27 protein-coding genes are annotated in these 26,501 nt (G+C 34.9%); 16 read left to right on the forward strand and 11 right to left on the reverse strand.

Features of this window, described 5'->3' with window-relative positions; translation table 11 throughout:
- Nucleotides 1–12 precede the first annotated feature (12 nt).
- From DN410_RS25760 to DN410_RS25770, 3 genes are all read left to right on the forward strand, one after another.
- On the forward strand, nucleotides 13–912 hold the full coding sequence (locus DN410_RS25760) for a WD40/YVTN/BNR-like repeat-containing protein (RefSeq protein WP_149178566.1): 900 nt from the start codon (nucleotides 13–15) through the stop codon (nucleotides 910–912).
- Between the two features lie 215 nt (nucleotides 913–1,127).
- Complete coding sequence (cspB, locus tag DN410_RS25765) at nucleotides 1,128–1,328, forward strand: cold shock-like protein CspB (protein ID WP_001179150.1); 201 nt, start codon at nucleotides 1,128–1,130, stop codon at nucleotides 1,326–1,328.
- A 186-nt stretch (nucleotides 1,329–1,514) separates the two neighbouring features.
- Nucleotides 1,515–2,381, forward strand: a complete 867-nt coding sequence (locus DN410_RS25770) for an exonuclease (protein WP_149178567.1) — start codon at nucleotides 1,515–1,517, stop codon at nucleotides 2,379–2,381.
- A 347-nt stretch (nucleotides 2,382–2,728) separates the two neighbouring features.
- Here DN410_RS25770 and DN410_RS25775 read toward each other — a convergent pair whose 3' ends face one another.
- Nucleotides 2,729–3,268: a CatB-related O-acetyltransferase gene (locus tag DN410_RS25775; RefSeq protein ID WP_149178568.1), complete on the reverse strand. Its 540-nt coding sequence runs from the start codon at nucleotides 3,266–3,268 to the stop codon at nucleotides 2,729–2,731.
- 296 nt (nucleotides 3,269–3,564) lie between these two features.
- Between DN410_RS25775 and DN410_RS25780 the strand changes: the two genes are divergently transcribed.
- Nucleotides 3,565–3,753 (forward strand): LbetaH domain-containing protein, encoded by a 189-nt coding sequence (locus tag DN410_RS25780; RefSeq protein ID WP_370456830.1) that lies wholly within the window; start codon nucleotides 3,565–3,567, stop codon nucleotides 3,751–3,753.
- A 198-nt stretch (nucleotides 3,754–3,951) separates the two neighbouring features.
- On the opposite strand, the gene DN410_RS25785 is transcribed toward DN410_RS25780, so the two are convergent.
- Both DN410_RS25785 and DN410_RS25790 read right to left on the reverse strand, forming a co-directional pair.
- Nucleotides 3,952–5,043, reverse strand: coding sequence for a DUF3900 domain-containing protein (locus tag DN410_RS25785; protein ID WP_149178569.1), 1,092 nt, complete (start codon nucleotides 5,041–5,043; stop codon nucleotides 3,952–3,954).
- 116 nt (nucleotides 5,044–5,159) lie between these two features.
- On the reverse strand, nucleotides 5,160–5,489 hold the full coding sequence (locus DN410_RS25790; RefSeq protein WP_149178570.1) for a hypothetical protein: 330 nt from the start codon (nucleotides 5,487–5,489) through the stop codon (nucleotides 5,160–5,162).
- A 443-nt stretch (nucleotides 5,490–5,932) separates the two neighbouring features.
- Here DN410_RS25790 and DN410_RS25795 point away from each other — a divergent pair, with 443 nt between their 5' ends.
- Both DN410_RS25795 and DN410_RS25800 read left to right on the forward strand, forming a co-directional pair.
- The gene (locus DN410_RS25795; protein ID WP_071711421.1) at nucleotides 5,933–6,844 is read left to right on the forward strand and encodes a VanW family protein; all 912 of its coding nucleotides are present in this window, start codon (nucleotides 5,933–5,935) and stop codon (nucleotides 6,842–6,844) included.
- A gap of 174 nt (nucleotides 6,845–7,018) precedes the next feature.
- Complete coding sequence (locus tag DN410_RS25800; protein WP_149178571.1) at nucleotides 7,019–7,927, forward strand: VOC family protein; 909 nt, start codon at nucleotides 7,019–7,021, stop codon at nucleotides 7,925–7,927.
- Nucleotides 7,928–7,974: 47 nt separating this feature from the next.
- Here the strand turns inward: DN410_RS25800 and DN410_RS25805 are convergent, their stop codons facing one another.
- Nucleotides 7,975–8,493 (reverse strand): GNAT family N-acetyltransferase, encoded by a 519-nt coding sequence (locus DN410_RS25805; protein WP_149178572.1) that lies wholly within the window; start codon nucleotides 8,491–8,493, stop codon nucleotides 7,975–7,977.
- Nucleotides 8,494–8,784: 291 nt separating this feature from the next.
- Here DN410_RS25805 and DN410_RS25810 point away from each other — a divergent pair, with 291 nt between their 5' ends.
- Both DN410_RS25810 and colA read left to right on the forward strand, forming a co-directional pair.
- Nucleotides 8,785–9,462 carry an MgtC/SapB family protein gene (locus DN410_RS25810; protein ID WP_149178573.1) on the forward strand — a complete coding sequence of 226 codons (678 nt, stop codon included), beginning with the start codon at nucleotides 8,785–8,787 and terminating at the stop codon, nucleotides 9,460–9,462.
- A gap of 202 nt (nucleotides 9,463–9,664) precedes the next feature.
- Nucleotides 9,665–12,580, forward strand: coding sequence for a collagenase ColA (gene colA / locus DN410_RS25815; RefSeq protein WP_149178574.1), 2,916 nt, complete (start codon nucleotides 9,665–9,667; stop codon nucleotides 12,578–12,580).
- Between the two features lie 39 nt (nucleotides 12,581–12,619).
- Here colA and DN410_RS25820 read toward each other — a convergent pair whose 3' ends face one another.
- Nucleotides 12,620–12,805: a hypothetical protein gene (locus DN410_RS25820; protein ID WP_149178575.1), complete on the reverse strand. Its 186-nt coding sequence runs from the start codon at nucleotides 12,803–12,805 to the stop codon at nucleotides 12,620–12,622.
- 192 nt (nucleotides 12,806–12,997) lie between these two features.
- The gene (locus DN410_RS25825; protein ID WP_149178576.1) at nucleotides 12,998–13,501 is read right to left on the reverse strand and encodes a GNAT family N-acetyltransferase; all 504 of its coding nucleotides are present in this window, start codon (nucleotides 13,499–13,501) and stop codon (nucleotides 12,998–13,000) included.
- 255 nt (nucleotides 13,502–13,756) lie between these two features.
- Between DN410_RS25825 and DN410_RS25830 the strand changes: the two genes are divergently transcribed.
- The 6 genes from DN410_RS25830 (at nucleotide 13,757) to DN410_RS25855 (ending at nucleotide 18,343) form a co-directional block, all read left to right on the forward strand.
- Entirely contained in the window at nucleotides 13,757–14,155 is a 399-nt protein-coding gene (locus DN410_RS25830; protein WP_149178577.1) for a DUF2871 domain-containing protein, read from the forward strand.
- 171 nt (nucleotides 14,156–14,326) lie between these two features.
- Nucleotides 14,327–15,718, forward strand: coding sequence for an FAD-binding oxidoreductase (locus tag DN410_RS25835; protein WP_149178578.1), 1,392 nt, complete (start codon nucleotides 14,327–14,329; stop codon nucleotides 15,716–15,718).
- Nucleotides 15,719–15,722: 4 nt separating this feature from the next.
- Nucleotides 15,723–16,691 (forward strand): bile acid:sodium symporter family protein, encoded by a 969-nt coding sequence (locus DN410_RS25840; RefSeq protein WP_149178579.1) that lies wholly within the window; start codon nucleotides 15,723–15,725, stop codon nucleotides 16,689–16,691.
- Between the two features lie 12 nt (nucleotides 16,692–16,703).
- Entirely contained in the window at nucleotides 16,704–17,051 is a 348-nt protein-coding gene (locus tag DN410_RS25845; protein ID WP_149178580.1) for a DUF4260 domain-containing protein, read from the forward strand.
- 23 nt (nucleotides 17,052–17,074) lie between these two features.
- Nucleotides 17,075–17,602, forward strand: a complete 528-nt coding sequence (locus DN410_RS25850) for a GrpB family protein (protein ID WP_149178581.1) — start codon at nucleotides 17,075–17,077, stop codon at nucleotides 17,600–17,602.
- Nucleotides 17,603–17,743: 141 nt separating this feature from the next.
- On the forward strand, nucleotides 17,744–18,343 hold the full coding sequence (locus tag DN410_RS25855) for an FMN-binding negative transcriptional regulator (RefSeq protein WP_149178582.1): 600 nt from the start codon (nucleotides 17,744–17,746) through the stop codon (nucleotides 18,341–18,343).
- 73 nt (nucleotides 18,344–18,416) lie between these two features.
- Here the strand turns inward: DN410_RS25855 and DN410_RS25860 are convergent, their stop codons facing one another.
- The 5 genes from DN410_RS25860 to DN410_RS25880 form a co-directional block, all read right to left on the reverse strand.
- Nucleotides 18,417–18,605 carry a Phr family secreted Rap phosphatase inhibitor gene (locus DN410_RS25860; RefSeq protein ID WP_149178583.1) on the reverse strand — a complete coding sequence of 63 codons (189 nt, stop codon included), beginning with the start codon at nucleotides 18,603–18,605 and terminating at the stop codon, nucleotides 18,417–18,419.
- 2 nt (nucleotides 18,606–18,607) lie between these two features.
- Entirely contained in the window at nucleotides 18,608–19,705 is a 1,098-nt protein-coding gene (locus DN410_RS25865) for a tetratricopeptide repeat protein (RefSeq protein ID WP_149178584.1), read from the reverse strand.
- Nucleotides 19,706–19,968: 263 nt separating this feature from the next.
- The gene (locus DN410_RS25870) at nucleotides 19,969–21,435 is read right to left on the reverse strand and encodes a protein adenylyltransferase SelO (RefSeq protein WP_149178585.1); all 1,467 of its coding nucleotides are present in this window, start codon (nucleotides 21,433–21,435) and stop codon (nucleotides 19,969–19,971) included.
- 195 nt (nucleotides 21,436–21,630) lie between these two features.
- A complete protein-coding gene (locus DN410_RS25875; RefSeq protein ID WP_149178586.1) occupies nucleotides 21,631–22,629 on the reverse strand; it encodes an NADP-dependent oxidoreductase in 999 nt (332 codons plus the stop codon).
- Between the two features lie 18 nt (nucleotides 22,630–22,647).
- A complete protein-coding gene (locus DN410_RS25880; protein WP_000571888.1) occupies nucleotides 22,648–22,992 on the reverse strand; it encodes an ArsR/SmtB family transcription factor in 345 nt (114 codons plus the stop codon).
- Between the two features lie 520 nt (nucleotides 22,993–23,512).
- Between DN410_RS25880 and DN410_RS25885 the strand changes: the two genes are divergently transcribed.
- Together DN410_RS25885 and DN410_RS25890 are read left to right on the forward strand one after the other, a co-directional pair.
- Nucleotides 23,513–25,132 (forward strand): FAD-dependent oxidoreductase, encoded by a 1,620-nt coding sequence (locus DN410_RS25885; RefSeq protein WP_149178587.1) that lies wholly within the window; start codon nucleotides 23,513–23,515, stop codon nucleotides 25,130–25,132.
- A gap of 386 nt (nucleotides 25,133–25,518) precedes the next feature.
- Nucleotides 25,519–26,463 (forward strand): glycerophosphodiester phosphodiesterase, encoded by a 945-nt coding sequence (locus DN410_RS25890; protein ID WP_149178588.1) that lies wholly within the window; start codon nucleotides 25,519–25,521, stop codon nucleotides 26,461–26,463.
- Nucleotides 26,464–26,501: the final 38 nt, after the last annotated feature.

Consider the following 26,501-nt stretch of genomic DNA (forward strand, 5'->3'; position numbering starts at 1 on the left):
GGGAGTGTCAACGTGGAGACAATGTTAAGTGCAACTGCTATTACAAAGTTAAGAGATGGAAAACTATTGTTAGCTACTACATATAATGGCTTATTCATTGAACAAGATGGAGAATGGAAACAGATTTTAAATGGGTTTCAAAAACGAATTCGAGATTTACATAGTGAAGGTAACGTAGTTTACGGAGTAGGAGACGAAGGAGTTTTTATTCGTAGTATGAATGGTGGAAACGTATGGGAGGTTCGGCGTTTCCCGACGAAAGCAACGAGCTGGAATGTGTGTAGCAATAAGAGTGGAATAGTGATTGCTCATGGAGATAAAACGCTGTACCATTCTAATAATTTCGGCTCTACATGGGAGACCATTCATCCATTTCTTGATTACGGCAGTGATGCACCGTCTATTCGTTCGTTATTTTTATATAAACACTACTTATTTATCGGTACGAAGATACATGCTAAATATGGTGGAGTTTGGCTTTTTGATTTAGAGACACGTAAATTAAAAAGGATTAAAATAGCGAAGAATCAAATGATTTCTGCGTTGACTATATATAATTCTTATTTAGTAGCGGCAAGTGGATCATGTAAAGGAATAAGTGGAAATATTTCTTTTTGCAAAATAGATGAAAGTATTGAGAGTGAAAAAACATATTGGCACACATGTCAAAGCGAGCAGAAAGCGAGTAGCTATTTAGACTTAAGTGTAGATCAAAATGTACTATATACGACTTCAACACAAAATAAGGCGGGAATTAGTACGATTTGTCGTGTGCACCTTGATGCAGGAATTGTTACAGTATGTGACTCGGTTAAAGGGCATGGTTGGCGCATCGTCAATCAAAAAGAAGGCTATGTTGTAGCTGGATCAGGTGAATCAAAAGCGATGCAGTGGGAGAAAAAAGTTATATAGCAAAAAAGGTTTGCTTTTATTATATTGATATGATATATTATATTTAAACCATTTTACTTTTAATAATATAGAGATTTAAATGAGCTGTAACTTCCGAGGAGGATAGCAATGTTAAATCTCCTCAGGGGTTGCAGTTTTTTAATATCTGGCTTATTATTGTAAGGTGGTTGAAAATGAATATGTACATATAGGTACATTGTAGGAGGATTTTTTTCATGCAAAACGGTAAAGTAAAATGGTTTAACTCAGAAAAAGGTTTCGGTTTCATCGAAGTTGAAGGCGGAGAAGACGTATTCGTTCATTTCTCAGCTATCCAAGGCGAAGGCTTCAAAACTTTAGAAGAAGGTCAAGAAGTTACTTTCGAAGTAGAACAAGGTAACCGTGGACCTCAAGCTACTAACGTTAACAAGAAGTAATTTTTGAAAAAAGAAGGGCTCGCCCTTCTTTTTTTTGCATTTTTATTGATGTCCTCCTACTTACATATAATAATAAGACTGAATTTTCGTTCTTTTTTCAGATTATTTTTGCATAAAGTACATGAATAAATAAATACTGAAAATAGAGTATTGGTGTGAAAAGGAATTTAGAAAGAGGTAAATAAATTGAAAAACGCTACACATTTCATTGTGTTCGACATTGAGAGAAATTTCAGACCGTATAAATCAGAAGATCCGTCAGAGATAGTTGATATCGGAGCTGTAAAAATAGAAATAGGTACAATGAAGATAATTGAAGAATTTTCGGAGTTAGTGAAACCTAGTGCAAGATTAACTCGTCATACGACAAAATTAACTGGAATTACAAAGAAAGATTTAGTCGGTGTGGAAAAATTCCCTCAAATTATTGAAAAATTTATTCAGTTCATCGGCGAAGATTCAATATTTGTTTCATGGGGAAAAGAAGACTATCGTTTTCTATCTCATGATTGTACATTAAACGGTGTAGAATGCCCATGTATGGAAAAAGAAAGTAGAATGGATTTGCAAAAATTTGTTTTCCAAGCGTATGAAGAATTGTTTGAACATACGCCAAGTTTACAATTTGCAGTAGAACAGCTCGGTCTAACGTGGGAAGGAAAACAACACCGAGCTTTAGCAGATGCTGAGAATACAGCAAATATACTTCTTAAAGTATATAACGAGAGAGATATTTATAAACGATACAAAAGACATGGTGAACTTGAACTTGTAAAGAACGGAAAACTAACAGAAAAGGCGAAAAAAAAGATGCGAAAATGGGTATTTAAAGAACTGCGAAAAAATACAGAACGCCCTTTCGTATGGAGTACATTTGAAAGTAGTGACACGTGGGAAAGTATAACGGAAAGATACTATATAAGTGAATCTACAATAGAACTTCTGAAAAAGCATTTTCGTACGGCGGTTAGAAAAGCGGAAAGACAGATTAGGTATTTGGCTGAGGCGGAGAAAGGTGCAGGAAGAGAGAAAGATAACGCAAATGCATTATAGCTAAGATTAGTCCTTTTTATAATAAGAATTTATAAGTGAGCAATGGAAAAACTCCTATTTCATATATAGATAGGAGTTTTTAGTATTTGTTTTTTAAAAATTATGTTTGGATCACATCAAAACTGCTTCTTCTCAATCCACTCCAACATGTCTTGAAATTCATCTTGCTTCAGAAATTCACACGTAGAAAATTCTTTTCAAAGATAAAGTGTGACTGCTATGATCATCAGTACATATCTTTATAATACGTATTTGAGCCACTAAATTAGAAAGTGAAGTCTTTACAAAGATCAAGTCCATAGAAATAGTATAAAATCAATAAAGGGGGATGTTGATATTCGAGAATATCATTTTTTATATTCTCGAATAAACTCACTTACATTATCCGAAAGAAGTAAATGTAAAGAGGTCTTAATAGTAGATATATCCCAGTCCCACCAGGAAATTTGTTGAAGTTCTTCGATTATTTCTGATGAGAAGCGATGTCGAACCAATCTTGCGGGATTACCTGCCACTATTCCATATGGCGGGACATCTCGCGTTACAATGCTTCTTGCACCAATAACAGCTCCGTTTCCAACTGTGACTCCAGACATAATCATAGCACCACTGCCAATCCAAACGTCGTGACCAATGATTACATCTCCCTTAGTTTTGGGATGTCCGCTAAATCCTGCTCCCTCGGGAAGCTTTGCATTAAATGGATAGGTACTAATCCAATCAGTTCTGTGTTCACCACCTAAAAAAACGGTTACATGGTCGGCTATGGAACAAAACTTACCTAGCTTGAGTGAAGCTCCTTCTCCCCAAGTACGAACGTTAAGGTCGCCATATGACCAATCTCCTATTTCATACGAAGCAAGCTGTGGATTTTGATTTAAAAACAAACTCCCGCACCTCCAAATAGATATATTATTTTATGTATATGGGGTTATAGGAGAGGAAAGTAGTGAATTGTAAAATTAAATCTATAAAATGATATCTTGTTTCTTTAAATCAAACAAATATATTAGTATCCCTGCTTCGTCTCAATCTGCTCTATTACGTCTTGTAATGCATCTAGTTTTAAAAACGCAATCAGTCATTTGCTCCCTTCATCAACCCCGATCCTATTCCATCATTTAATCCGATTAAACATTATCCGAAAATTGATGAAACAGTTTTTATAAGTCCATTTTCTAGTATGATTGACGATGTGAGAATTAAAGATAATGTATATGTAGCTCCTAATGTAAGTATTCGTGCGGATGAAGGAACTCCATTTTATATTAGTTCAAACACAAATATACAAGACGGAGTGATCTTACATGATTTATTGAATAAATTTGTTTCAGTTGATGATAAAAAGTATTCAATCTATATTGGAAAATAGTAGAGAGTTCATTCTTAATGATAAGTATATAATGAAAAAATGGTTATGATTTTGGTTGATTAGTAATGTGAACCTGTATAAAATCAGTGGTTTTAATATCTATATTCTTTTAGTGACTACAAAATAGACATGTAAATGTGGCTAAAATAAAAGAGCGCTTATTAAAAGCGCCCAGTAAAAACAGCCATATGGAAGGATTTATTCAATCCCGCTCGGATCATAAGAATACTGCTGCTTATTCTCAATCCGCTCAATTACATCTTGTAATTCATCCGGTTTTAGAAATTCGATAGGAGAAAATCCTTTCTCGAACGTAAGCGTATCAGCTTCAATCATAAGTACATATCGGTCGTTTACCTTAGCAATATGTATTTGATCCCCGAAATCAGCAAGCAGGGCCTTCACAGAGATATGATCCGCTTTTAGCTTTAATTCCACTTCAGGAGCGTGCTCGACGATTTGAGCGGTAGCTTCCATTACTTCTTCGGTTGAAAATTGTTCCATAATTTCGCGTTTCGGACTAGCAGCCCATACTTCCATCGCTTGGTCGAATTGTTCGCGTTCTTCCGTACCTTCTTCAAATACATCTTCAATTTGGTCGTATACCATGTCCATTACTTGTGTTTTCATAATTTCAGGCATAGAGCGTTCATACTCGACGAATTTTAAGAAGTCTTCAAAGTATCGGGCATGTGATGCTTGGTGTATTTTTAGTTCACCAGGTTCCACCATACCTTCTTCAGGCATGTACGGATATTGGATGGATTTCATATTCTTTGTTGTGATGGCCATTTCAACGTTACGAATCAGTGTTGATTCATCTGAAATGGAAGCGACTTTCGGTTCGAAATCACATTTCATAACAAAAACGAATGGATCATCAAAGTATTTGCGTAATTTTGCTTGCGCAATTAAAAATACACCACCACGTACAGCGCTTGTGTCAAGATATGTATAAACGAGAGGTTCGCTCATATCTTTGAAGTTTTCTTTCGTTTCTGCAAAGCGAATGCGATTAAAAAGGTTGTAATGAGGGTTCGAATCGAGTTCGTGTCCTTCTTCTACAATAAAGCGACCGATTTTTGTTGGGGCTTGTTCTGTTTTTGCGTGACGTTCTACTTTTCGCTTTGATATTTTTAATAATTCACCATTCAAAAATTCTTTTAAAGAGCTATCTTCGTACTCTTCAGCGTCTAATGTTTGAAAATGTTTGTAGCGTTTATCAATTGCTTCACCTTTTCCTTCTACTTGTACTACATAAAAGGAAAGAAAATTTATTTCAAAATCCATATTTATCACCTTGTTTCATTTCGTTAACTCTTATCAGTATAGAGATGGAAAAAACTTTAGTCAATTTATAGAAGGAAGGAGGGGTCCCTTCCTTCATATATTTTTTATTTTTGAAATTAAAATCCGTCTTCTAGTGCTGAAAATGGAATGTTCAATCTGTTTTCTACTGTACGTAAACGCTGATTTAAGCGGTTTAATCTACGTGTATGACGCTCAACTGTGTTTTCTAGTTGACGTACTCTTCGTTCAAGTTCATTTACTCGTCGTTCTAATTGACGGTTTCCAGTGCCAGGAAAAGAGATTGGAATTTGAAATTGTCGATTTTGTTCATATGGATTCGCCTGCTCTGCTTGATCTATATAAGATTGGTATTGTGCTTGTAAGTCATATTGTGGCTGTTGGTACGCATATTGATTATATGGATCGTATGGATTGTAGGGATACATAATAACATCCTCCGTTTCTTTAAATTAGGTTAAATTCATCATAATGTATGTGCGAAAGCGGAGCGGCGGCACGGCAAATACCTATATATGCAGAAAGGGAAGAGGGATGTACTTATGGAGGATAGATAAAAATGTTGAATTTGTATAATAGTTACAGGCTTATGTGGTTGCATAAAGAGGTAAAACAATAGTGTGTTTCATTTGTATTCCACTTAGTAAATGGTATATACTGGATGTGTAAAGTGTACATAAAAGTTACAATGTTATTAAACTCAAAAATTAACATAAATATGTATAGACATTTACAAAAGAAAAGAGTAATTTAAATAGAGTAAAAAATAGCTTGTAACAATTTATAAATATATTGTAAAATGATTGTAACAAAACATACATACAAATGAAATAATACATAAGAGTGATGTTAGGAAAAAGGGGAGAGTATATTGTTCCGTAAAATAAAGGGTATATTGGTTGGGGTATTATGTGTAGCTGTAGTAAGTGGTTGCGGTACGAAAGTAAGTGATGTTGCATTAGTAAGTGATATTGGCGGACACACTGTAGAAGCTAAAGCAGAAGTACAGGATTCTATTAGTTTAGTTGACGGTCGTACTGGTACTGAAGTGAAAAAACTAGATTTATCGAGTTTAGGTTATTTTGAAGATGAAGCAAAATTTAAAAAATCAGTAACGAAGGTTGCTAGCGAAGTTGGAAAAAGCGTTGACAAAAAGATGGTTCCTTCACGTATAGCTCCTGATGGAAGTTGGCAAGAAGGAAAGCCTTCTTATGAATTAATGGAAAAAGAATTAGTAGATAAGTTATTGAACGTTGGTATGTGGGACTCTTCATACCAGTTACCAATTACTGAGAAAAAGCCTACCGCAACACTTAGTGATGGGCAAGGAAGTGGTACTGTAGTTGGTAGATATGAAACGAATTTAGGAGGCTCAACAGGTGGCCGAATTGAAAACATTCGTTTGTCTGCAGCGAGCATAAACGGAGTTGTATTAGCAAAAGGAGACCGTTTCTCTTTTAATGCATTAATCGGAGATACAACACCAGACAAAGGGTATCAATTAGGAAAAGAAATAGTAGATGGTAAATTAGTAGATGGATACGGCGGTGGTGTTTGTCAAACTTCATCAACTTTATATAACGCAGCGGATCAAGCTGGTTTGAAAATGGTAGAGAGAACGACACACTCTAAAACAGTAGGTTATGTTCCACAAGGAAGAGATGCTACAATTGCATATCCATATTTAGACTTAGTATTCGAAAATACGAATGACGCACCTGTGAAGCTTTATATGGGGATTCAGGGTGGTAAGTTAGTTGCTGAAGTACATAAAATGAGATAAGAGTTATAAAGTCACTTTTTCTGAAAGTTAGAAGAGGTGGCTTTTTTATTATGAAAATAAAAATGTGTGTAAATTCTGACTTTTCCTATTTACATAGGATGATTTTGGTTGTATTCTTCATAGTAACGGTTATATGTAATGGAAAAATATTGGAATAAGGAGATGAAGTTATTCATGGTACAAATTCATCCGAAAACACGTATTGGTCATGTTGAATTTAAGGTGAAAGATTTAGAGCGGCAAATTGCTTTCTATGAGAACGTGGTAGGATTAGAAGTAATTAAACAAGAGGGGAATAAAGCACATTTAGCTGGAAAAGGCGGTAAGAATACGTTACTTGTTCTTGAAAAGTTAGAGAATGGGGTACTGCAAGAGCCGCGTACGACTGGTATATATCATGTAGCATTTTTAGTTCCGACTCGTGAGGTGTTTGCTTCGGCATTATTTGGTGTGATTCGTAATAAGAATGTAATTGATAGTCCGGCTGAGCAAGAAGGACGTTATACATATTCAAATGAAATTTTACCAATTTCAAGGTTTAATAGTGCAAGTGATCATACGTATAGCGAAGCGTTTTATTTACAGGACTTAGAGGGAAATGGTATTGAAATTTATGCGGATCGTCCGCGTGATCAATGGGGAGAAGGGCCGGGAGGAAGTACGCCACTGGATTTAAAAGAACTGGCAACACTCGTTGATTATGGGTTTGATGGAGTACCTGCTAATACTGTCGTTGGACACGTACATTTACGAATAGCTGATGTAGAGAAATCACATGAGTTTTATGTGGAAACAGTAGGATTTGAAGTACAACAGCGTGAGGAAGATTGCTTATTTATTTCAGCGGGAGGCTATCATCACCATATCGGTGCAAATACGTGGAATGGTGTAAATAATCCGCACCCACCGACTCATGCAACTGGACTTAAGGTATATACAATTGTATTACCGCATAAAGAAGCGTTAGATGAAGTGAAAGAAAGATTAGTAGAAAAACAACATGAAATAAATGAAATTTTAAATGGATTTACAGTAGTAGATCCAAGTGGTATTACAGTTCAGTTTGAAATAGAAGTAGTATAAAAGAAGCCAGAAAGTGTGTAATCACTTTCTGGCCTCTTATTGATTATTCATAGCTCAATCCAGAACCTTCTTACAACATTACCATTTTCTTCAGTGAAATCTTTATCACGAAGGCCACCATTATGCAAAATTGTTTTCTCTGAAGCTGTATTCACTTCGTCGCAAACGACAAGTGCTTTCGTAATGTTTAATTCCTTCGTTTTTTCTAATGATAACGCTAGTAACTCCGTAGCATAACCTTTTCTTCTTTCAGAAGGGCGAATACCATAACCGATATGACCGCCAGCGTTAAATAAATGTTCGGTTAAACTATGACGTATATTAACAGCCCCTACAATTCTATTATTGTCTGTAACGAGCCAATACGTAGAGTCTGGTACCCACGTTTCAGGAATATTTATTCCGTTATGTGCATCGAGTAATTCTTGTATCATAGCGGGGAAGTTAGATGGGTCTTTTGAAATAACCCAAGGAATCATCGTTTCACCGCTATCTTTCCATTCGTTATAAAAATCTAAGTATTGTTCTTGTAAATCGATAGTAGGTGTAAGTAAAGAGACGTTCATTGTTAATAAACTCCTTTATGTATGTAGTATTTATAAAAAATTACAACTTAAAAATGAAAGCGTTTTCTCAACTTTCTCAACCTCATTTCATGTAATCTATCTTAGTTTTTTTTAAGAAAATTAGTGGAGGTTTAAAATTATAACTTGTTTGTTTTATGTTAATATTTAAAATATTAACATAAAACGATCGGAGTATTAAGTGTATTTTGGTGAAATTCTTTCATATCGATAAATGGATGTGTGATAATTTTTGTTTTATCTATCTATAATGAATGAAAGGGGGAAGGGCTCGTGAGTGTAAATTTTGATTTTATTATACGAATCGGTGTTGCGGGTTTGTTAGGGGCAATGATTGGTATTGAAAGGGAAATTCGATCAAAAGAAGCCGGATTAAAGACTCATTTCCTCGTAGCGGTAGGGAGTGCTTTAATAATGGTTGTGTCGAAATATGCTTTTTCAGATATTATGAATGAAGAACATATGGCTCTTGATCCGAGCCGTATTGCAGCGCAAGTTGTTAGTGGAGTAGGGTTTTTAGGGGCAGGTACAATTATTATTCAAAAGCAGGCAGTGAAAGGATTAACGACAGCGGCTGGTTTATGGGCTACAGCAGGAATTGGATTAGCAATTGGAGCAGGTATGTATGTAGTAGGGATTGGGGCTACAATTCTTGTTTTAATTGGTTTAGAGATTGTGAGTCGTATTTTTAAGGTGCAATTTTTATTTCCACAAAATATAACGGTGCAAATGTGTATAAATAAGCATGAAGCGGTACAACAAATATTAGCAATACTACAAGTAAGAGGCTTTCCAATACTTTCATATGAAGTGGAAGTTTTACAGCAAGAAACAGAAATAGTTTTTAAGGTAGGGATGCAGCTGAAAAATATATCGTCAGAAGAAAAAAATAAGTTTATTCAGCATATGCAAACATTACCGGAAGTTACGTTTATAAAGTTAAAATCATAATGCTGAAAAAGAGGATGGATGTAGCAGAAATTTCGCTATTATCTATCCTTTTTTGATACAAAATATACGGAAAGTCAAGCGTTAATTTTGCATTGAATGGATACATGTGTGAACGTTCCCTTATTCTTTCTCAATACAGAATAAAAAGTAAAAACAGTAAAATAATGGTGCGGGACACTAAAAATGTAAGGTAGGGGAGAGTATGAAAGGCTATTCAAGAAAAGTGTTAGTAGGGGTAAGTTTTGCTAGTTTAATGTTAGGGAGTTTTCAGGGGAACATATCGGCGGAAGATACAAAGGGGGAGCAGGTTTCTTATCGAAATGTGCTTAAAATGGAGCCGGTTGGTGTACAACTGCCAGTGCAAGAATTGGCCCATTCATCAAAAGTGCTTGAAAGCAAGTCTTTTGAGAAAAGGCTACAGCTTGCTGATTTATCGCAAAGACCACCAGAGGTAAAAAAGGAAAGTAAGCAATTAGTGGCAGCAAAAACTTATACAATTGCTGAATTAAATCAATTAAGCAATCAGCAGTTAGTCGATTTACTTGTAACAATCGATTGGGAGCAAATTACTGGGCTATTTCAGTTTAATAAGGATAGTCTAGCATTCTATCAAAATGATAGTAGGATGCAGGCGATTATTGATAAATTGAAGCAGCAAGGACAAGCTTATACGAAAGATGATTCAAAAGGGATTGAGACTTTAGTAGAGGTGTTACGCTCAGGGTTTTACTTAGGTTTTTATCATACAGAATTAAGTAAACTAAATGAGCGGAACTATCATGATAAATGCTTACCTGCATTGAAAACAATCGCAAGCAATCCGAATTTCAAACTCGGTACATTAGAGCAAAATAGAGTTGTATCATCATACGGAAAATTAATAGGAAATGCTTCGAGTGATGTGGAAACGATAACATCAGCTGCGAAGATTTTTAAACAATATAATGATGATTTTTCTACATTGGTAGACGATCTTTCAGCTGGAAATGCGATTTACGATATTATGCAAGGTGTTGATTACGATATTCAATCGTATTTATACGATACGAGAAAAGCACCGAAAGATACAATATGGTACCAAAAAATTGATAGCTATATCAATGAATTAAGTCGTTTTGCCTTAATTGGAACGGTGACAGCGAAGAATGGTTGGTTAATTAATAATGGTATTTATTATACGGGTAGACTTGGTACGTTCCATAGTACAGGAACGAAAGGATTGCAAGTTGTAACAGATGCAATGAAAATCTATCCGTATTTAGGTGAGCAATATTTCGTAGCGGCTGAGCAAATTGCGACGAATTATGGTGGGAAAGATGCAAATGGTAAAGTGGTTGATCTAGATCAAATACGAGAAGATGGTAAGAAAAAATATTTACCGAAAACGTATACGTTCGATGATGGAGCAATTGTGTTAAAAGCAGGAGATAAAGTGACTGAGGAAAAAGTAAAACGTCTATATTGGGCAGCAAAAGAAGTAAAGGCACAGTTTCATCGTACCGTTGAAAGTGACCAGCCTTTAGAAAAAGGAAATCCTGATGATGTATTAACGATGGTTATTTATAATAGTCCAACTGAATATCAATTTAATCGTCAATTGTATGGATATGAAACGAATAACGGTGGTCTTTATATAGAAGGAACAGGTACGTTCTTTACTTATGAACGAACACCTGAAGAAAGTATTTATAGTTTAGAAGAATTGTTCCGACACGAGTTCACGCATTATCTACAAGGAAGATATGAAGTGCCAGGACTTTGGGGACAAGGTAAGATTTATGAGAATGAGAGATTATCTTGGTTTGAGGAAGGGAATGCTGAGTTTTTTGCAGGTGCAACGAGAACAGATAATGTTGTACCGAGAAAGAGTATTATAGGAGGAATATCTTCAAATCCAGCTGAACGTTATACGGCAGAGCGAACGTTAAATGCAAAGTATGGAACGTGGGATTTCTATAATTATTCCTTCGCTTTACAATCGTACATGTACAATAAGAGATATGATATGTTTGATAAAATTCATGATCTTATTAGAAAAAATGATGTGCCAGCATATGACGCATACCGATCTGCTTTAAGTAAAGATGCGAATTTAAATAAAGAGTATCAAGACTATATGCAAATGTTAGTCGATAACCGTGAGAAGTATAATGTTCCGTTAGTATCAGACGATTATGTAGCAACTCATGCTCCAAAACCAGTTTCGGATATTGCGGCAGAAATTACAGCAGAAGCGAAATTAAGTAATGTATCAGTTAAGAAAAATAAGTCACAGTTCTTTAATACATTTACACTGCAAGGAACGTATACAGGCACTACTGCAAAAGGGGAATATGAGGACTGGAAAACAATTACACAAAACGTGAATGATACGTTAAAACATTTAAGTGCAAAAGAATGGACAGGCTATAAAACAGTAACGGCGTACTTCGTAAATTACCGTGTGAATGCAGCAGGACAATTTGAATATGACGTTGTATTCCATGGTATCAATACAGAAGAAGGTGCTGTGAATAAAGCGCCAGTTGCGGTTATAAATGGTCCGTATAGCGGAAATGTAAACGAAGCAATTTCGTTTAAAAGCGATGGATCAAAAGATGAAGATGGGAAAATTGTTGCTTATAAATGGGAGTTTGGTGATGGTACTGTAAGTGATGAACAAAATCCGACTCACGTGTATACAAAAGAAGGAACATATACAGCGAAATTAACAGTAACAGATGACAAAGGGTTAACGAATGCTGTTACAACGAATGTAACGGTTCAAAAGAAAGAAGATAACAGTGTAGAAAAAGAACCAAATAATTCATTCCAAACAGCAAATAAACTGCAATTAAATCAAGTTTTACGTGCTAGTTTAGGAAATGGTGATACGAGTGATTTCTTTGAAATAAATGTAGAAACGGCGAAAAACCTACAAATTAATGTAACGAAGGAAAATAATATCGGAGTAAACTGGGTTCTTTATTCGGAAGCAGATTTAAATAATTATGTTACGTATGCCCAGCAACAAGGAAATAAACTAGTAGGGAGTTACTATACGTATCCAGGGAAATATTATTTACATGTGTATCAGTATGGCGGGGGAACAGGGAATTATACGGTAGAAGTGAAATAGTAAAAGGGTCGCCGTGAGTGGCGACCTTTTTGTTGCATATCATACCAAAAAATTTACAAAAGCTTGATAGGCACTACCAAGGGAAAATACCGTAGCTACCATATGTGCAGTCCATTTAGGCATATTTAATTTCAATACGGTATTGTACAAGATTCCATATAAGATACAAATGATTAAAATAAATGCAATGAATTGAAGAACTAACAAAAATAGTGGTTGTTCCATTTATTCTCACTTCCTTTATTTGGTATATTAATATAATTTATTTAAAAGTGAAAGTGTTATTTCTATAAAATCCTAAAAATGTGATATAGAAGGTATATTGTTAATCAGAAGAATTGATAGAAACTATAACTTAAAATATTATTTCAAAATCAGTAAAATAGTAAAAGGTCGCCATGAATAGCGACCTTTTTATTATGCGTTATATCCAAATAATTTTAAATCTTCTCCTGAGCCCGAAATGATCTCTTCGAACTCCAATCCTACTTTTTCTAAAAGCTTTCCTGAATTAACATTGTCCGTAGAAGTAATTGCTACAATTCGTTTCATTCCTAGCTTTTGTACACCATATTTGATTACCGCAGAAGCTGACTCATAGCCATATCCTTTTGAACGGAATTTCTCTAAAAAGGCAAAGCCGATATCAACATCTTCTAATGAATCTCTTTTAATAAGGCCGCACATACCAAGTGGAGTGAGATCTTCTTTTCGTTCTACTAAGTAAAGACCAAAGCCCATTTTATTATACATATCGACGGGTCCGTTTAAGATGTATTTTTTTGCGTCTTCTAAGTTTGTAACTCCCTTATCACCAATAAACTGAATCCATGCAGGATCGTTTACTAATTCGAGAATAAACGGAGCATCTTGTATATCGAACCAACGAAGATTGAGACGTTCAGTTTCTAAAACTATCAATCTTTTACACCACCTTTAAAAGTTATAACAATTAGTATGGATTGCGAAATACAAAAGTGCAACATATTTTAACTATGCTTCATTTGTTCACATAAAGTTCGTTTGTTTTGTATAAAAGGATATTTTATAATTAGGATTGATTGTAAAGAGTGAGATGCTTATACAATGACTCCTAGGTGACTAGGAGTTTTTACTATATAACTATCATTATTACTAAATATGACACACTACACATTCTACTCAAGGAGGTACATAATGAAGAAATTATATAATGCATCGTTTACGTATTTGATTATCGGTTTATTATCAGGAATTTTTGCTAGGGAGTATGGAAAGTATAAAGGGATTGTGGGATCTACTTTGTTAAATCTTTTGCATACACATACATTTGTACTTGGTTTTTTCTTCTTTTTAATTGCTTTAGGATTAGCAAAAGTATTCGCGTTTCATGAAGCGAAAAGTTTTAATAAGTGGTTTGTTGTACATAATATCGCATTAATTTTAATGTTAGGTTCATTGGCAGCAAGAGGGCTTCTTCAGCTAAATGGAGCGGATTTTAACGGGTTAACTTATATTGTTGGTTTTTCTCATTCGCTGATGGCAGTTACTTTAATTTGGTTTATGTTGTTAATAAAGAAGTCGTTTAAGATATAGTTTTATAGAAAAGAACTTGCAGCAATTGTTGCAAGTTCTTTTCGTCTATTAGAAAGTAAGAAATGAATTTTGTATATGTAAAACTTGAATTATTTAATTTTTCGGATTATTATGTATAAAACACTTAACATATTTTGTAATTCTAATTTATAGAAAGTAGGAGAGTGTACGATGGAAATAACAGTAGAGCATTTAGTAAATGAACTAAAGGGTGTCATTCCCGAAGATCGAGTAGTTGTGAATACGACAGTAAGGGAGTTACATAGTAAAGATGAATCATATCATGCTAGTAGTTTACCTGATGTAGTAGTTTTTCCGAAAACGACCGAAGAAGTTAGTAGAATAATGAAAGTAGCAAGTGAGCATAAAAAACCTGTCGTTCCTTTTGGAGTAGGGTCTAGTTTAGAAGGACATGTTATTCCATATGAACAAGGAATTACAATGGACTTTTCACTTATGAATAAAATACTCGAGATAAGAGAGAAAGATTTTCTAGTGAGAGTACAACCGGGAGTGACTCGCTCTCAGCTTAATAAAGAATTGAAAAAGTATGGATTATTTTTTAGTGTAGATCCTGGAGCCGATGCGACGTTAGGTGGAATGGCTGCTACAAATGCAAGCGGAACAACAGCGGTAAAGTATGGTGTAATGCGTGATCAAGTTCGAGATTTAGAAGTCGTTCTTGCTGATGGAGGAGTAATACATACTGGGAATTTAGCGGCGAAGTCATCATCAGGTTATCATTTAAATGGTATTTTCGTAGGGTCAGAAGGTACGCTTGGATGTTTTACAGAGTTAACTTTAAAAGTATACGGCATACCAGAACATATTATGGCAGCAAGAGCGTCGTTTCCAACTGTAAATGATGCAGTAGAGGCGGTTATACATGTTTTGCAAGCGGGTATTCCAATTGCGAGAATTGAACTTGTAGATGAATTATCTATGAAACAAGTAAATCATTATAATGAAACAAGTTACAGAGAAGAGCCTACATTATTTTTAGAGTTTCACGGTAATGAAGCAGGTTTAAAGCAAGATATTGAATTCACGAAGGAAATTGTTTTTGATCATAAATGTAAAGAAGTTGCTTTTGAAACGGAAACTGCGGCGAGAAATAAATTATGGGATGCACGGCATAATCTAGCATACTCTTACGTTCATAGCTATCCTGGTAAAAAGCTTATGAGTACAGACGTATGTGTACCAATTTCAGAATTAGCTGGTGCAATACAACATGCGAAAGAGACATTAGATAAGATTGGTCTTGTTGGTGGTATTCTTGGCCATGTAGGAGACGGGAATTTCCACGTGCTTTTAATGGTTGATCCAAACGATAAAGAAGAAGTGAAGAAGGCAGACGAAATAAATGAAAATATCGTTTTGTATGCTCTTAAACGAGGGGGAACGTGTACAGGGGAACATGGCGTCGGAATCGGAAAAAGGAAGTATCAAGAAGAAGAACATGGGGCGGCACTATTCGTAATGGAGAAAATAAAGAAAGCTCTTGATCCGCAAAATATTTTGAATCCGAATAAAGTGTTTCAGTTAAAGGATAGGAGCTGATTGGGTGAAAGTACTAGAAGCGATAAGTAATATAGCTGGAAAGTATTTTGCATTTTGGGTTATTTGTATTGCAGCTATTGCATATTTTATTCCAGCTCCATTTCTCGGGTTAACTAGTTACATAACGATCTTGCTTGGGGTTGTCATGTTTGGGATGGGATTAACATTAAAGGCTGTTGATTTTAAAATCATTGCTACAAAACCATTGCCAGTTATTATCGGTGTATGTGCTCAGTTTATTATTATGCCACTTGTCGCATACGTACTAGCCTACGTTATGAATCTGCCAGCCGAATTAGCAGCTGGATTAGTGTTGCTCGGTTCAGTACCGGGTGGCACTGCATCAAATGTTATGGTTTATTTAGCAAAAGGGAACTTAGCGTTGTCTATTGCAATGACGTCATTATCAACGTTACTAGCACCAATTGCTACACCCCTTATTTTATTATTACTTGCAGGACAATGGATGCCAGTGAATCCTATGTCTATGTTTCTTTCTATCGTACAAGTCATTATCATACCTATTATTTTAGGATTAGTGGTGAAGAGGTTTTTCCCTAAAACTGTTACGAAAGGAATGACTGTTATCCCTTTAATATCAGTTTTAGCAATTATCATTATTGTTTCTGCAGTTGTTTCAGCCAATGTAAGTAGCATTACTTCTTCAGGTCTTCTTATCTTTATCGCAGTTATGCTCCACAATGCTTTTGGTTTCTTACTTGGCTATATAACAGCATTCATACTTAGACTAGACGAAGGGACAAGAAGAGCTATTTCAATAGAAGTAGGAATGCAAAATTCAGGTTTAGGTGTTGCGCTAGCAACAGCACATTTTGGACCAGCTGCCGCACTCCCAAGTGTATTAGCAGCAGTATGGCATAACATTGCAGGACCAATTTTAGCGACCATCTGGTCAAAAAATGCAAAGAATACTTTTAGTGATGAAAAATTATCGGTAAATATAGAAAAATAGGGATGATAAAAAATGCAAAAACGCATTGTACATTTTGAAGGACTGGTTGTTTTGTTAGCCGCGATTTATACGTATTCAATATATGAATTTAGTTGGATAATATTTTTTCTGTTCCTTTTAGCTCCGGATTTATCAATGTTAGCGTATGGGATAAATAATCATATAGGTGCTAAAATCTATAATATATTTCACACATATATTATATCCATATTAATAGCTATCATAGGTATCTATTTTAAGATAGACACAGTTATTATGATTGGCTTAATATGGACAGCGCATATTGGAATGGATCGAATGTTTGGATATGGCTTGAAATATGAGACGGATTTTAAAGATACTCATATTCAAAGGTTATAATTGCTTTTGAGGAGAGGGATACATTGAAACAGAGAATTACTATCGAAGAATATAACATCAAATGGGAAAGTGAATTTAATAAACTACAAACTCTCATTAACAATGTAATGGAAGACAGCATTTTATCCATTGAACATATTGGGAGTACATCTATTAAAGGACTTCCAGCAAAACCAATATTAGATATTGATATCGTAATAGAAGATTACGAAATTTTCCCTGAAGTAGTAAAAAAACTTGAAACGATAGGATACTATCATCAAGTGGAATGGAGTTTCAAAGGGAGAGAGGCGTTTGGAAGAAAGGGTGCTTTCGTTCCGTGGAATGAGGGAAATACAGTTTGGATGGAACAGCATCTATATGTATGTGATAAGAATAGTGAAGAGCTGAGGAGACATGTAGCGTTTCGGGATTATCTTCGTGAACATGACGATGTTGCTGCTGAATATGGACGTTTAAAGGAAGAGTTAGCAAGAGGATCGAAAAATCGAGCTAGTTATAGTGAAGGTAAGACGGCATTTATTACAAATATATTGGGGGAAATAAACTAAGGTCGCATTAAGTACATGCGACCTATTCTTTTTGAATTGAACGCTGCCACTATAAAATAATGACAAACTGGCCCTGTTGATTGATGCGATTACTAAATATAATAGGGAATAAAAAAGAAAAGATCGGAAAAGAGGGAGCTTATGTACATACCAAAATATTTCGCAATACAAGATGAAGGGATGCAGTACGAAATAATTGAACAAAATAGCTTTGCGACGTTATTTTCTCAACATAACGGGGAACCATATGCAACGCATTTACCGTTGTTATTGCATAGGGAGACCCTTACTTTACACGGCCATTTCGCACGTCCAAATGAACAGTGGAAAGATATTGGGACTCAGCAAGTACTAGCTATATTTCAAGGACCACATAGTTACATCTCTCCGTCATGGTATGAAACAAACAATGCAGTACCAACATGGAATTACGTTGCAGTGCATGTATACGGTGAATTAGAAATTGTTGAAGATGAGAAGACATTAGTAGATTCTCTTCAAGATTTAGTAAATAAATATGAAGATCTAGAGAGCACCTACTCACTTAATGATGTAGATCCGAATTATATGGGAGGATTAAGTAAGGGAATAGTTGGATTCAAAATAAAGATAAATAAAATAGAAGGAAAAGCAAAGTTAAGTCAAAATCATTCTGTCGAGAGAAGGAAATTAGTTGTGGAGGAACTTGAGAAAGTTGGTAGTGAGGGGAGTAAGAGGATTGCGGAGTTGATGAGAAAATAAAGCCTACATGAAAGGGAAATATTCTAAATAAGCGTATTTAAAAAGACCTTCTTAATTGAAGGTCTTTCATTTTTTAAAGTGCTTTTTCAGTTGTTGTTGAGTTGTAGTCTTTACTTACATCAACGGATTGAACAAGGTCAGTTTTTTGCGGTGCAGGGAAATGTTCATGTCCAGCTTGGCTTGTCAGATTAGCGTTTAACCCAAAAGAAAAAATACCAGTAAATGCAATACCTAAAGCGATTTTACCAATTGTTTTCTTCATTTTCATAACCTTCTTTCATTCTTTTTTTTAGCTTCAATACTGCTGTAAAAATACTCACTAGCTTTTTCGAAGAGTTCCTTTTTGTGATATAAAGTGGCTATTTTCTCGCAATAATCAGAAGTATAACTGAATAAAGATTCTTCATTAAAATAGTCAATTCCTTCTTGTATAACTCGCTCTAATTGTTCTAATTCAAATTTATTTATAATAGCTTCTAAAATATTAAAATGATGTTTATATTCCTCATTGTTTAGTTGTAAAACAATTTCTTTACCACTTTGAATGTATTTATTTGCCAACTCTATATTTCCTAGTTTTCCATTTTCTTGTGCAAGTAAGAATAATGCCTTATAGTGTTTTGGCATTTCTTCTATTACTTCTGACAGTTGACGAATGGCCTGTTCTGACAAGTTTTTATTCGCATAGAGTGTACCTAGGTTATTTCGTACATGAAGAAGTAAAGACTCTTCGTTGTTTTTTTGTAATATATCGATGGCTGTATAGTATAATTCCTCAGCTTTTTCATAATGACCAACTGCTACATAAGATCCGCCTAGTACACTTAAACAGGAGGTTATATTTCTTTCGCATTCATTTAATGTTTGAAAAATTTCTAATGCCTTAGTAGCATATACGATGGATTGGCTTGGTTGCTGCATCTGAAAATGATATACTGCATAACGGTAATAGAAATCAGCCTGTTCCACAGTAGAAAGGCTAGCTAAAGATGATTTTGCTTTTTCGAAATAATCATCAGCTTTTTCAAATTTGTTTAATGCAGTAAAGTAAATGGCTTTGTAATAATTGTATAAGTAGGATAGTTGTAAATCAGTTGGGATAGTAATAGCGTCAATTGCATCAAAACTACCCTTTGTAATGGATAGGCCATCAGTGAATACTGTATAACGGAATTTTAATAAGTTAAAAAATAAATGGTAAGATGAGTTTAAACTATCTTCTTTTACAAGAATTTCTTTGTGTTCTTGAGTTGCTGCATGATAGCAGGTTTGTGCTTCTGTAACATTTTGAATTAAGATTGCGTGATACCATGCCTCTAAGTGTTTCGTTGCGTATGTACTTCCAGTTAATAAGGTATTCATAAAATCCCCCCTCAGAATAGTCTATTGAGTTTTGTCTATAATGTTATCATATAAATATACAAAAAATAATGAATATTCACTTGATAAATAATTTTCTTTTAAAAGAGAAAATTTTGGTGTTTTAACTTATTACGATACTACATAATTTTGTGTAATATTTTGTAAAACCTTCTGTTATTTCGAAAATTAAGAAAAAATTCAAAAAAACACCACTATTTCAAGTGGTGTAGGGAAATGAGTATACGGATTATAAATAAAAGCCATCAAGTCCCACAAAAAGTACGATAAGGACGATTCGTCGGTGCAGGCGGAATGCAGTATTCTTCTTGATCTGTAGAATACGCATAAGGGTTTGATAGAGCTTCAAGAAGTTTCTCCATTACGCTATAATCTCCACTTGTAACAGCTGCTTCTAATGCTTCTTCTACGCGGTGGTTCCTTGGGATAATCGATGGGTTATTATTTTTCATCATCTCATAGGCATTCGCTTTTGATTCGTCTTGTTTTTCTAATCGAGTTTGCCATAGTCCGTACCATTCTTTAAATTCTGGACTTTCGAATAGAGGGGTATTTTCTAATGTATCGAGAGTTAATGAACGGAATGTATTTGTGTAATCCGCTTTATATTTCTCCATTATTTTTAAAAGTTTCTCAATAAGTAATTTGTCTTGTTCGTCTTCGCCAAATAGTCCTAATTTCTTTTTCATTCCAAGGAACCAATTGTTTTCATATTGTACGCTAAATTTTGAAATTTCGTCTTGGGCAATCTTTAATGCCTCTTCATCATCTTCGTGCAGAATTGGTATTAAAGATTCAGCTAGTCGTGCGAGATCCCATGCGGCCATATATGGTTGATTGCCATATGCGTAGCGACCTTGTGTATCGATAGAGCTAAATACCGTTCCTTGGTCGTATTTGTCCATAAATGCACAAGGGCCGTAATCAATCGTTTCTCCGCTAATCGTTATATTATCAGTATTCATTACGCCGTGAATAAATCCAACAAGTTGCCATTTTGCGATGAGACTTGCTTGTCTTTTAATGATTGCTTCTAGTAAAGCGGTATATCGGTTTTCATGAGCTTCAATTTCTGGGTAATGTCTTTTTATCGTATAGTCAGCTAGTGATTTCAGGTCCTCGGTTGAACCGCGAGCCGCAGCATATTGAAATGTACCGACGCGAATATGGCTACTAGCTACTCTAGTTAAAATTGCTCCAGGTAACTTTGTTTCACGGTATGTAGGTTCTCCAGTTGTGACAACTGCTAAACTTCGGGTAGTTGGTATATCAAGTGCATACATTGCTTCGCTTATAATATATTCACGTAGCATCGGACCGAGTGCAGCACGACCATCTCCTCGGCGTGAATAGGGAGTGGGGCCAGAACCTTTCAGTTGAATATCAAAACGTTCACCTGAAGGAGTAATTTGTTCTCCTATTAAAAGGGCACGCCCGTCGCCTAACATATTAAAATGTCCGAATTGATGACCAGCATATGCTTGAGCTAATGGATGAGCACCTTCTGGGATTGCGTTACCAGCGAAAATTGCAATTTCGGCTTCTTTCTTTAGTTCTTCAGGGGTCAAGCCAAGAGATATCGCTAATGAATGATTTAGTTTAACTAACTCCGGTGAACTTACGGGAGTAGGGGGGATTTCTGTATAAAATGAATGTGGTAAAGTCGTATAACTATTATCTAAATTCCAACCAGCTTCATTATTTCTAGTCATGTTATCTCCTCCTTTTGTATTTTTTATTATGTATTTGTACGTATGTATTCTTTGTAAAGTTAGCTAAAAGTATAATATATTATTTCCCCTTGCAATCTATTGTAAGGACTTCAGTGCATTGTGTCTATTTTACAGCAAATACAAAAACTCTATTTTTCAAAAAGATTGATTAAAATGGAGTTTTTGTTTTTGTTGTTATTTTATTTTTACAATTATTTTCCCTTTTGCTCTTCCAGACTCGGAATATTCCATTGCTTTTTGAGCATCTTCAAAAGGGAAAACGCGATCGATTACCGGTTTGATTTTTCCGGCTTCAATATAGTTTGCAATAGTGCGTAATTGATCTCCGCTTGGCTTCATAAATAAAAATGAATATTGAGCATTATGCTTTTTTTCAAGTGCAGTAAGTTTTTTACTTGCTAATGAAAATAAGAGTGTTTTGAAAAATCCTGAACCGAACTCTTTACCGAAGCGAGCATTCGGCATACCTGAAACGGAAACAATGTTGCCACCGCTTTTTATAATGTTGAATGATTTTTCAAGTGTAGCACCGCCGATTGTATCAAATACTGCATCATAATCTTTTAGTATATCTTCAAATTTTTCTGTTTTGTAATTAATAATTTCATCTGCGCCAAGAGACTTTACTAAATTCGCACCAGCTTCACTTGCAGTCGTTGTAACAGTAGCACCCATTATTTTTGCTAACTGAATTGCGAAAGTACCAACACCACCAGATCCAGCATGAATTAAAATCTTTTGACCTTTTTGTAATTGCATGATGTCATGTAAAGCTTGATAGGAAGTTAAGCCAACGAGTGGAATCGAAGCCGCTTCCTCAAAACTTAAATTTTTCGGTTTTAAAGCTATATCATCTTCATGAATGGCTATATACTCCGCGAAAGTACCAATCTTATTTTTTCTTGGACGAGCATATATTTCATCACCGACTTTAAAACGAGTCACTTTTGATCCAACTTTCGTGATGACACCGGAAAAGTCATTCCCAAGGATTAGAGGCATTTCATATTTCAGTAACATTTTAACTTTTCCATCACGTATTTTAAAATCAATTGGGTTAATGCTAGCTGCATAAATTTCTGCGAGCACTTCATACTCATTTATTTCAGGAGTAGGTACCTCGGCCATACGCATTGGGACTTTTCCGTACTTATCAATTATCATCGCTTTCATTTCTTATACCTCCAAATTTCAATAAAAGTTGTGCAATAGCTTTTCAATATCTAATACAAGATTTTTTAATAAACTTAATTTTGTACGTATATCAATATAATAAAAGTTTTTTGTACCTTCTTTTCGCATTAAAATAATACCGGCTTCTCGTAAAATTCTAAGGTGATGTGATACGGCTGGTCGAGAAAGGTGTGTTTGTTTCGTAATTTCTCCTACACGTAATCCGGTTTGACATTCTGTTTCCATTAGAACTAACAAAATAGCTTGCCGTGTTTCATCACCAATTGCCAATAACACTTTTTGTGAATCAATAAAATCTCTTTTTATAACATTTAATTGTTCTTGTTTATTCATTTCAATCACTTTACCTCCTGCTAATTAGTCGAAAGGTTTAAGATGATGGACCGTTACTTCGATACGGTAATGCTACATGATTGTTGTATGAACTGCAATATTGGGAAAGAAAATCGAGACGAATGAATTTTTTTATGTTGAAAATGATAAGGGGGGTAGAAAAGAATTACATATTAGAATGGATAAAGTTTTAAAAATAGAAAATGATTTAATAATAGGTTGTTTCCAGATGAGGATAGTTAAGCCATTGAACAAAAAATTAAGCGGTCGTAACCCTGGATAATTTTCAGGGTTACGACCGCTTATAATGTTTTCATTATTTTGGTGTCTACTAAAGTGAGTTCTTTCGTTTTACTTTTTCATACACGCATAATACTAGCGGATTATAATTGTGTGAAAAAATAAAACTAATTTGGGGCGTAATCTATCTATATGATAATTTAAAATGAAATATAAGTCTATATCTTTGTTGCTTTTTTGATTATATTTATATCACTGAGCTCAGAACAATGATGTGGAGGATAAATATATGAAATCGAATGATGTACCAGTTTTAATTGTTGGAGGGGGATTATCAGGGTTAGCATCTGCGTTATTTCTTGCAAAACATAATATTGATTATTTACTTATTGAAAGGCATCTGTCTACTGCAATTCATCCAAAAGCAGGTGGAATCACTTTTCGTACGATGGAGTTATTTCGAGAATTGGGTTTAGAACAAAGAATTAGATCGGCGGGTAAAGCGTTAGAAAATTGCCGAGGAAGAATAGCGGTTCATACAATAGCTGAGGCGAATCAGGAAGAATTGGCACAAATGAAGGCGACTCAGTATGGAAATGATGAAAAGTTACTTCAAAAAATAGAAGAGATTAGTCCATCAAAACAAACGGCTTGTTATCAAATTACTTTAGAAGAGATGATGTTACAAGAAGCGAGAACATTAGGCGGAGAATTATCCTTTTATCATCAATTAGTTTCTTATGAACAAAATGAGCACGAAGTAATAGCAACGATTCGGAATCGCGAAACGGAAGAAGAAAGTATTATTCATTGTGACTATGTAATTGCAGCAGATGGAGCGAAAAGTAAAATACGTGAGCAGCTAGGGATAAGTACGGAGGGAAGAGGTACAATCGGTGGCTATTATATGAATATTTATTTTGAAGCGGATTTAAGCGAATTTATACAAGGAGATGCATTTGGTTTTACTATGGTACTTCATCCTGAAGTTCTTGGTGCGCTTATTCCAGTTGATAACGACAGAAGATGGATTTACCATGTATCCTACGATCCATTAAAAGGAGAGGGGCCAGAGGATTTCACTATAGAACGTTGTAAACAAATTATTCAAACCGCAATTGGAAGCACAAATGTTGAGTCAGAAATAGTAAGTGTTTTACCGTGGGAAGCGACTGAAAGTACTGCTACAAAATTTCAAGATAATCGTATTTTTTTAGTTGGCGATTCTGCACATATTATGCCGCCAACTGGAGGGTTTGGTTCAAATACAGGAATACAAGATGCGCACAATCTAGCTTGGAAATTAGCGGCTGTTTTAAAAGGCAAAGCAAAACCAAAATTGTTAGAAACATATCATGAAGAGAGATACCCTGTTGCAAAATTAACGACGAATTATGCGAGTAGTTTATTATTTCGTGCTGCGAATAGAGAGGAAGGCAGTTTGAATAATATGGATGGTTTAGCTGTAACTGCTGGGTATCAGTATAGTTCAGAGGCGATTATAGATGACTTAGTTACCCCGCATAGAATGGATATTGTACAGTTGAACGGAAGACCTGGTACGCGAGCACCACATTTTGTTGGAATGTATGAGGGGAAAGAAGTCTCTGTCCTTGATTTATTAGGTAACGATTTTGTTTTACTTACTGGAGCAGAAAATGGTTCTTGGGCTGAATCAGCATATACTGTTTCAGCTAAATTAGGAGTAAATATAAAGGTGTATCGCGTTGGTTTAAGTGGAGACTTTATTGCTCAAGAAGATATTTTTAGCAAATTATATGGAATAGAGAATGGAGGAGCTGTATTAATTAGACCAGATGGTTTTATAGGATGGCGTTCGGAAAAAGAGGTAGTAAATCCAGATATAGTGCTTAAAGAGGCAATGGGTAATTTATTATGTGATTTTTAAGTAACTACGGAAATATTGTTTTGTGTGCTTCACTATGCTGAAAAATAATATTCACAAATTTTAATAGGTTTGGTATGATTAATTTCGACAAGTTAATCGAGGCCGGAGATATTTGAGAAAAGCCATAAATTTATTTAGGGATACAGAAGTGTTCTCTAAATAATTTATGGCTTTTTTTATTGGAAGAACCGTACACAATAGGGAAGTTACATGTGGAAAGGAGGGATATAGAAAATAAATAGTTTTCTATATTAATAACATAGGGAAAGTATATTTGTAAGACTGAAATTTTAATATAAGCTTATAAAAACAATGAAAATATATCTTCTATTTCGTGTAAATCTCATTAACTTGTTGAAATTTACAACGTAGGAAGGGTTAAAAGGATGAGAAAGATTATTAGCGTTTTAGTTATTTTCTTTATGACGGGAAGTATCTTTGCTGGGGGAGCTGTTCATGCGAAAGCAGAAGGGAAGCATGAATGGAATACGAATAAGTTTTTAAATATTGCACATCGCGGAGCAAGTGGACATGCACCTGAGCATACTTTTGCTTCTTATGATCTTGTGAAAAAAATGAAAGCGGATTATTTGGAGTTAGATATTCAGTTAACTAAGGACGGCGAGTTGATTGCAATGCATGATACAGCAGTTGATCGAACTACAAATGGTACAGGGGAAGTACGAGATAAAACATTAAGTGAAATAAAGAGTTTAGATGCAGGATCGTGGTTCAATAAAGCTTATCCAGAAAAGGCTAAGCAAGAGTACATTGGTCAAAAAGTTCCGACTCTTGAAGAAATCTTCCAAAAGTACGGAAGAAGCATGAAATATTACATTGAAACAAAATCACCAGATGTGTATCCAGGGATGGAAGAGAAATTATTAGCTTTATTAAAAAAATATAATTTAATAGGTCAAAACATGTCATCTAGTCGTGTTATGATTCAATCATTTAGTAAAGATAGTTTAAAAAAGATTCATAGTATGAATGAAAATATTCCGTTAGTTCAATTGCTTTGGTATTATCCAAATGAAAACAATGAGATTGTTGAATGGTCTGGGATTACACATGAGCCGAAAAGTGTAACGAATGATGATTTTCAAGAAATTAAAAAGTATGCAGTCGGTATTGGGCCAAACTTACGTAATGACAACGGAGAACTAATTATTGATGAGTCATATATGAAAATGGCTCGGGAAAATAGACTATTAATTCATCCTTATACAATTAATGAGAAACCAGATATGAGATTGTTAATTAAATGGGGTGCTACAGGAATGTTTACAAATTATCCGGATCGGTTACATAGTGTGTTAAAAGAAAAATAAGTAAAATAGAAAAAGGTATACCGTTGTTTTAGGTATAC

Source organism: Bacillus sp. SH5-2 (genome assembly GCF_008368905.1).
GTDB lineage: Bacteria > Bacillota > Bacilli > Bacillales > Bacillaceae_G > Bacillus_A > Bacillus_A luti.

Coding starts and splice junctions, on each gene's coding strand:
- colA (WP_149178574.1), top strand. CDS start 9,665: ATGAAAGGCTATTCAAGAAAAGTGTTAGTAGGGGTAAGTTTTGCTAGT.
- DN410_RS25830 (WP_149178577.1), top strand. CDS start 13,757: ATGAAGAAATTATATAATGCATCGTTTACGTATTTGATTATCGGTTTA.
- DN410_RS25845 (WP_149178580.1), top strand. CDS start 16,704: ATGCAAAAACGCATTGTACATTTTGAAGGACTGGTTGTTTTGTTAGCC.
- DN410_RS25855 (WP_149178582.1), top strand. CDS start 17,744: ATGTACATACCAAAATATTTCGCAATACAAGATGAAGGGATGCAGTAC.
- DN410_RS25885 (WP_149178587.1), top strand. CDS start 23,513: ATGAAATCGAATGATGTACCAGTTTTAATTGTTGGAGGGGGATTATCA.
- DN410_RS25820 (WP_149178575.1), bottom strand. CDS start 12,805: ATGGAACAACCACTATTTTTGTTAGTTCTTCAATTCATTGCATTTATT.
- DN410_RS25785 (WP_149178569.1), bottom strand. CDS start 5,043: ATGGATTTTGAAATAAATTTTCTTTCCTTTTATGTAGTACAAGTAGAA.
- DN410_RS25890 (WP_149178588.1), top strand. CDS start 25,519: ATGAGAAAGATTATTAGCGTTTTAGTTATTTTCTTTATGACGGGAAGT.
- DN410_RS25860 (WP_149178583.1), bottom strand. CDS start 18,605: ATGAAGAAAACAATTGGTAAAATCGCTTTAGGTATTGCATTTACTGGT.
- DN410_RS25865 (WP_149178584.1), bottom strand. CDS start 19,705: ATGAATACCTTATTAACTGGAAGTACATACGCAACGAAACACTTAGAG.
- DN410_RS25780 (WP_370456830.1), top strand. CDS start 3,565: ATGATTGACGATGTGAGAATTAAAGATAATGTATATGTAGCTCCTAAT.
- DN410_RS25875 (WP_149178586.1), bottom strand. CDS start 22,629: ATGAAAGCGATGATAATTGATAAGTACGGAAAAGTCCCAATGCGTATG.
- cspB (WP_001179150.1), top strand. CDS start 1,128: ATGCAAAACGGTAAAGTAAAATGGTTTAACTCAGAAAAAGGTTTCGGT.
- DN410_RS25800 (WP_149178571.1), top strand. CDS start 7,019: ATGGTACAAATTCATCCGAAAACACGTATTGGTCATGTTGAATTTAAG.
- DN410_RS25805 (WP_149178572.1), bottom strand. CDS start 8,493: ATGAACGTCTCTTTACTTACACCTACTATCGATTTACAAGAACAATAC.
- DN410_RS25870 (WP_149178585.1), bottom strand. CDS start 21,435: ATGACTAGAAATAATGAAGCTGGTTGGAATTTAGATAATAGTTATACG.
- DN410_RS25835 (WP_149178578.1), top strand. CDS start 14,327: ATGGAAATAACAGTAGAGCATTTAGTAAATGAACTAAAGGGTGTCATT.
- DN410_RS25790 (WP_149178570.1), bottom strand. CDS start 5,489: ATGTATCCCTACAATCCATACGATCCATATAATCAATATGCGTACCAA.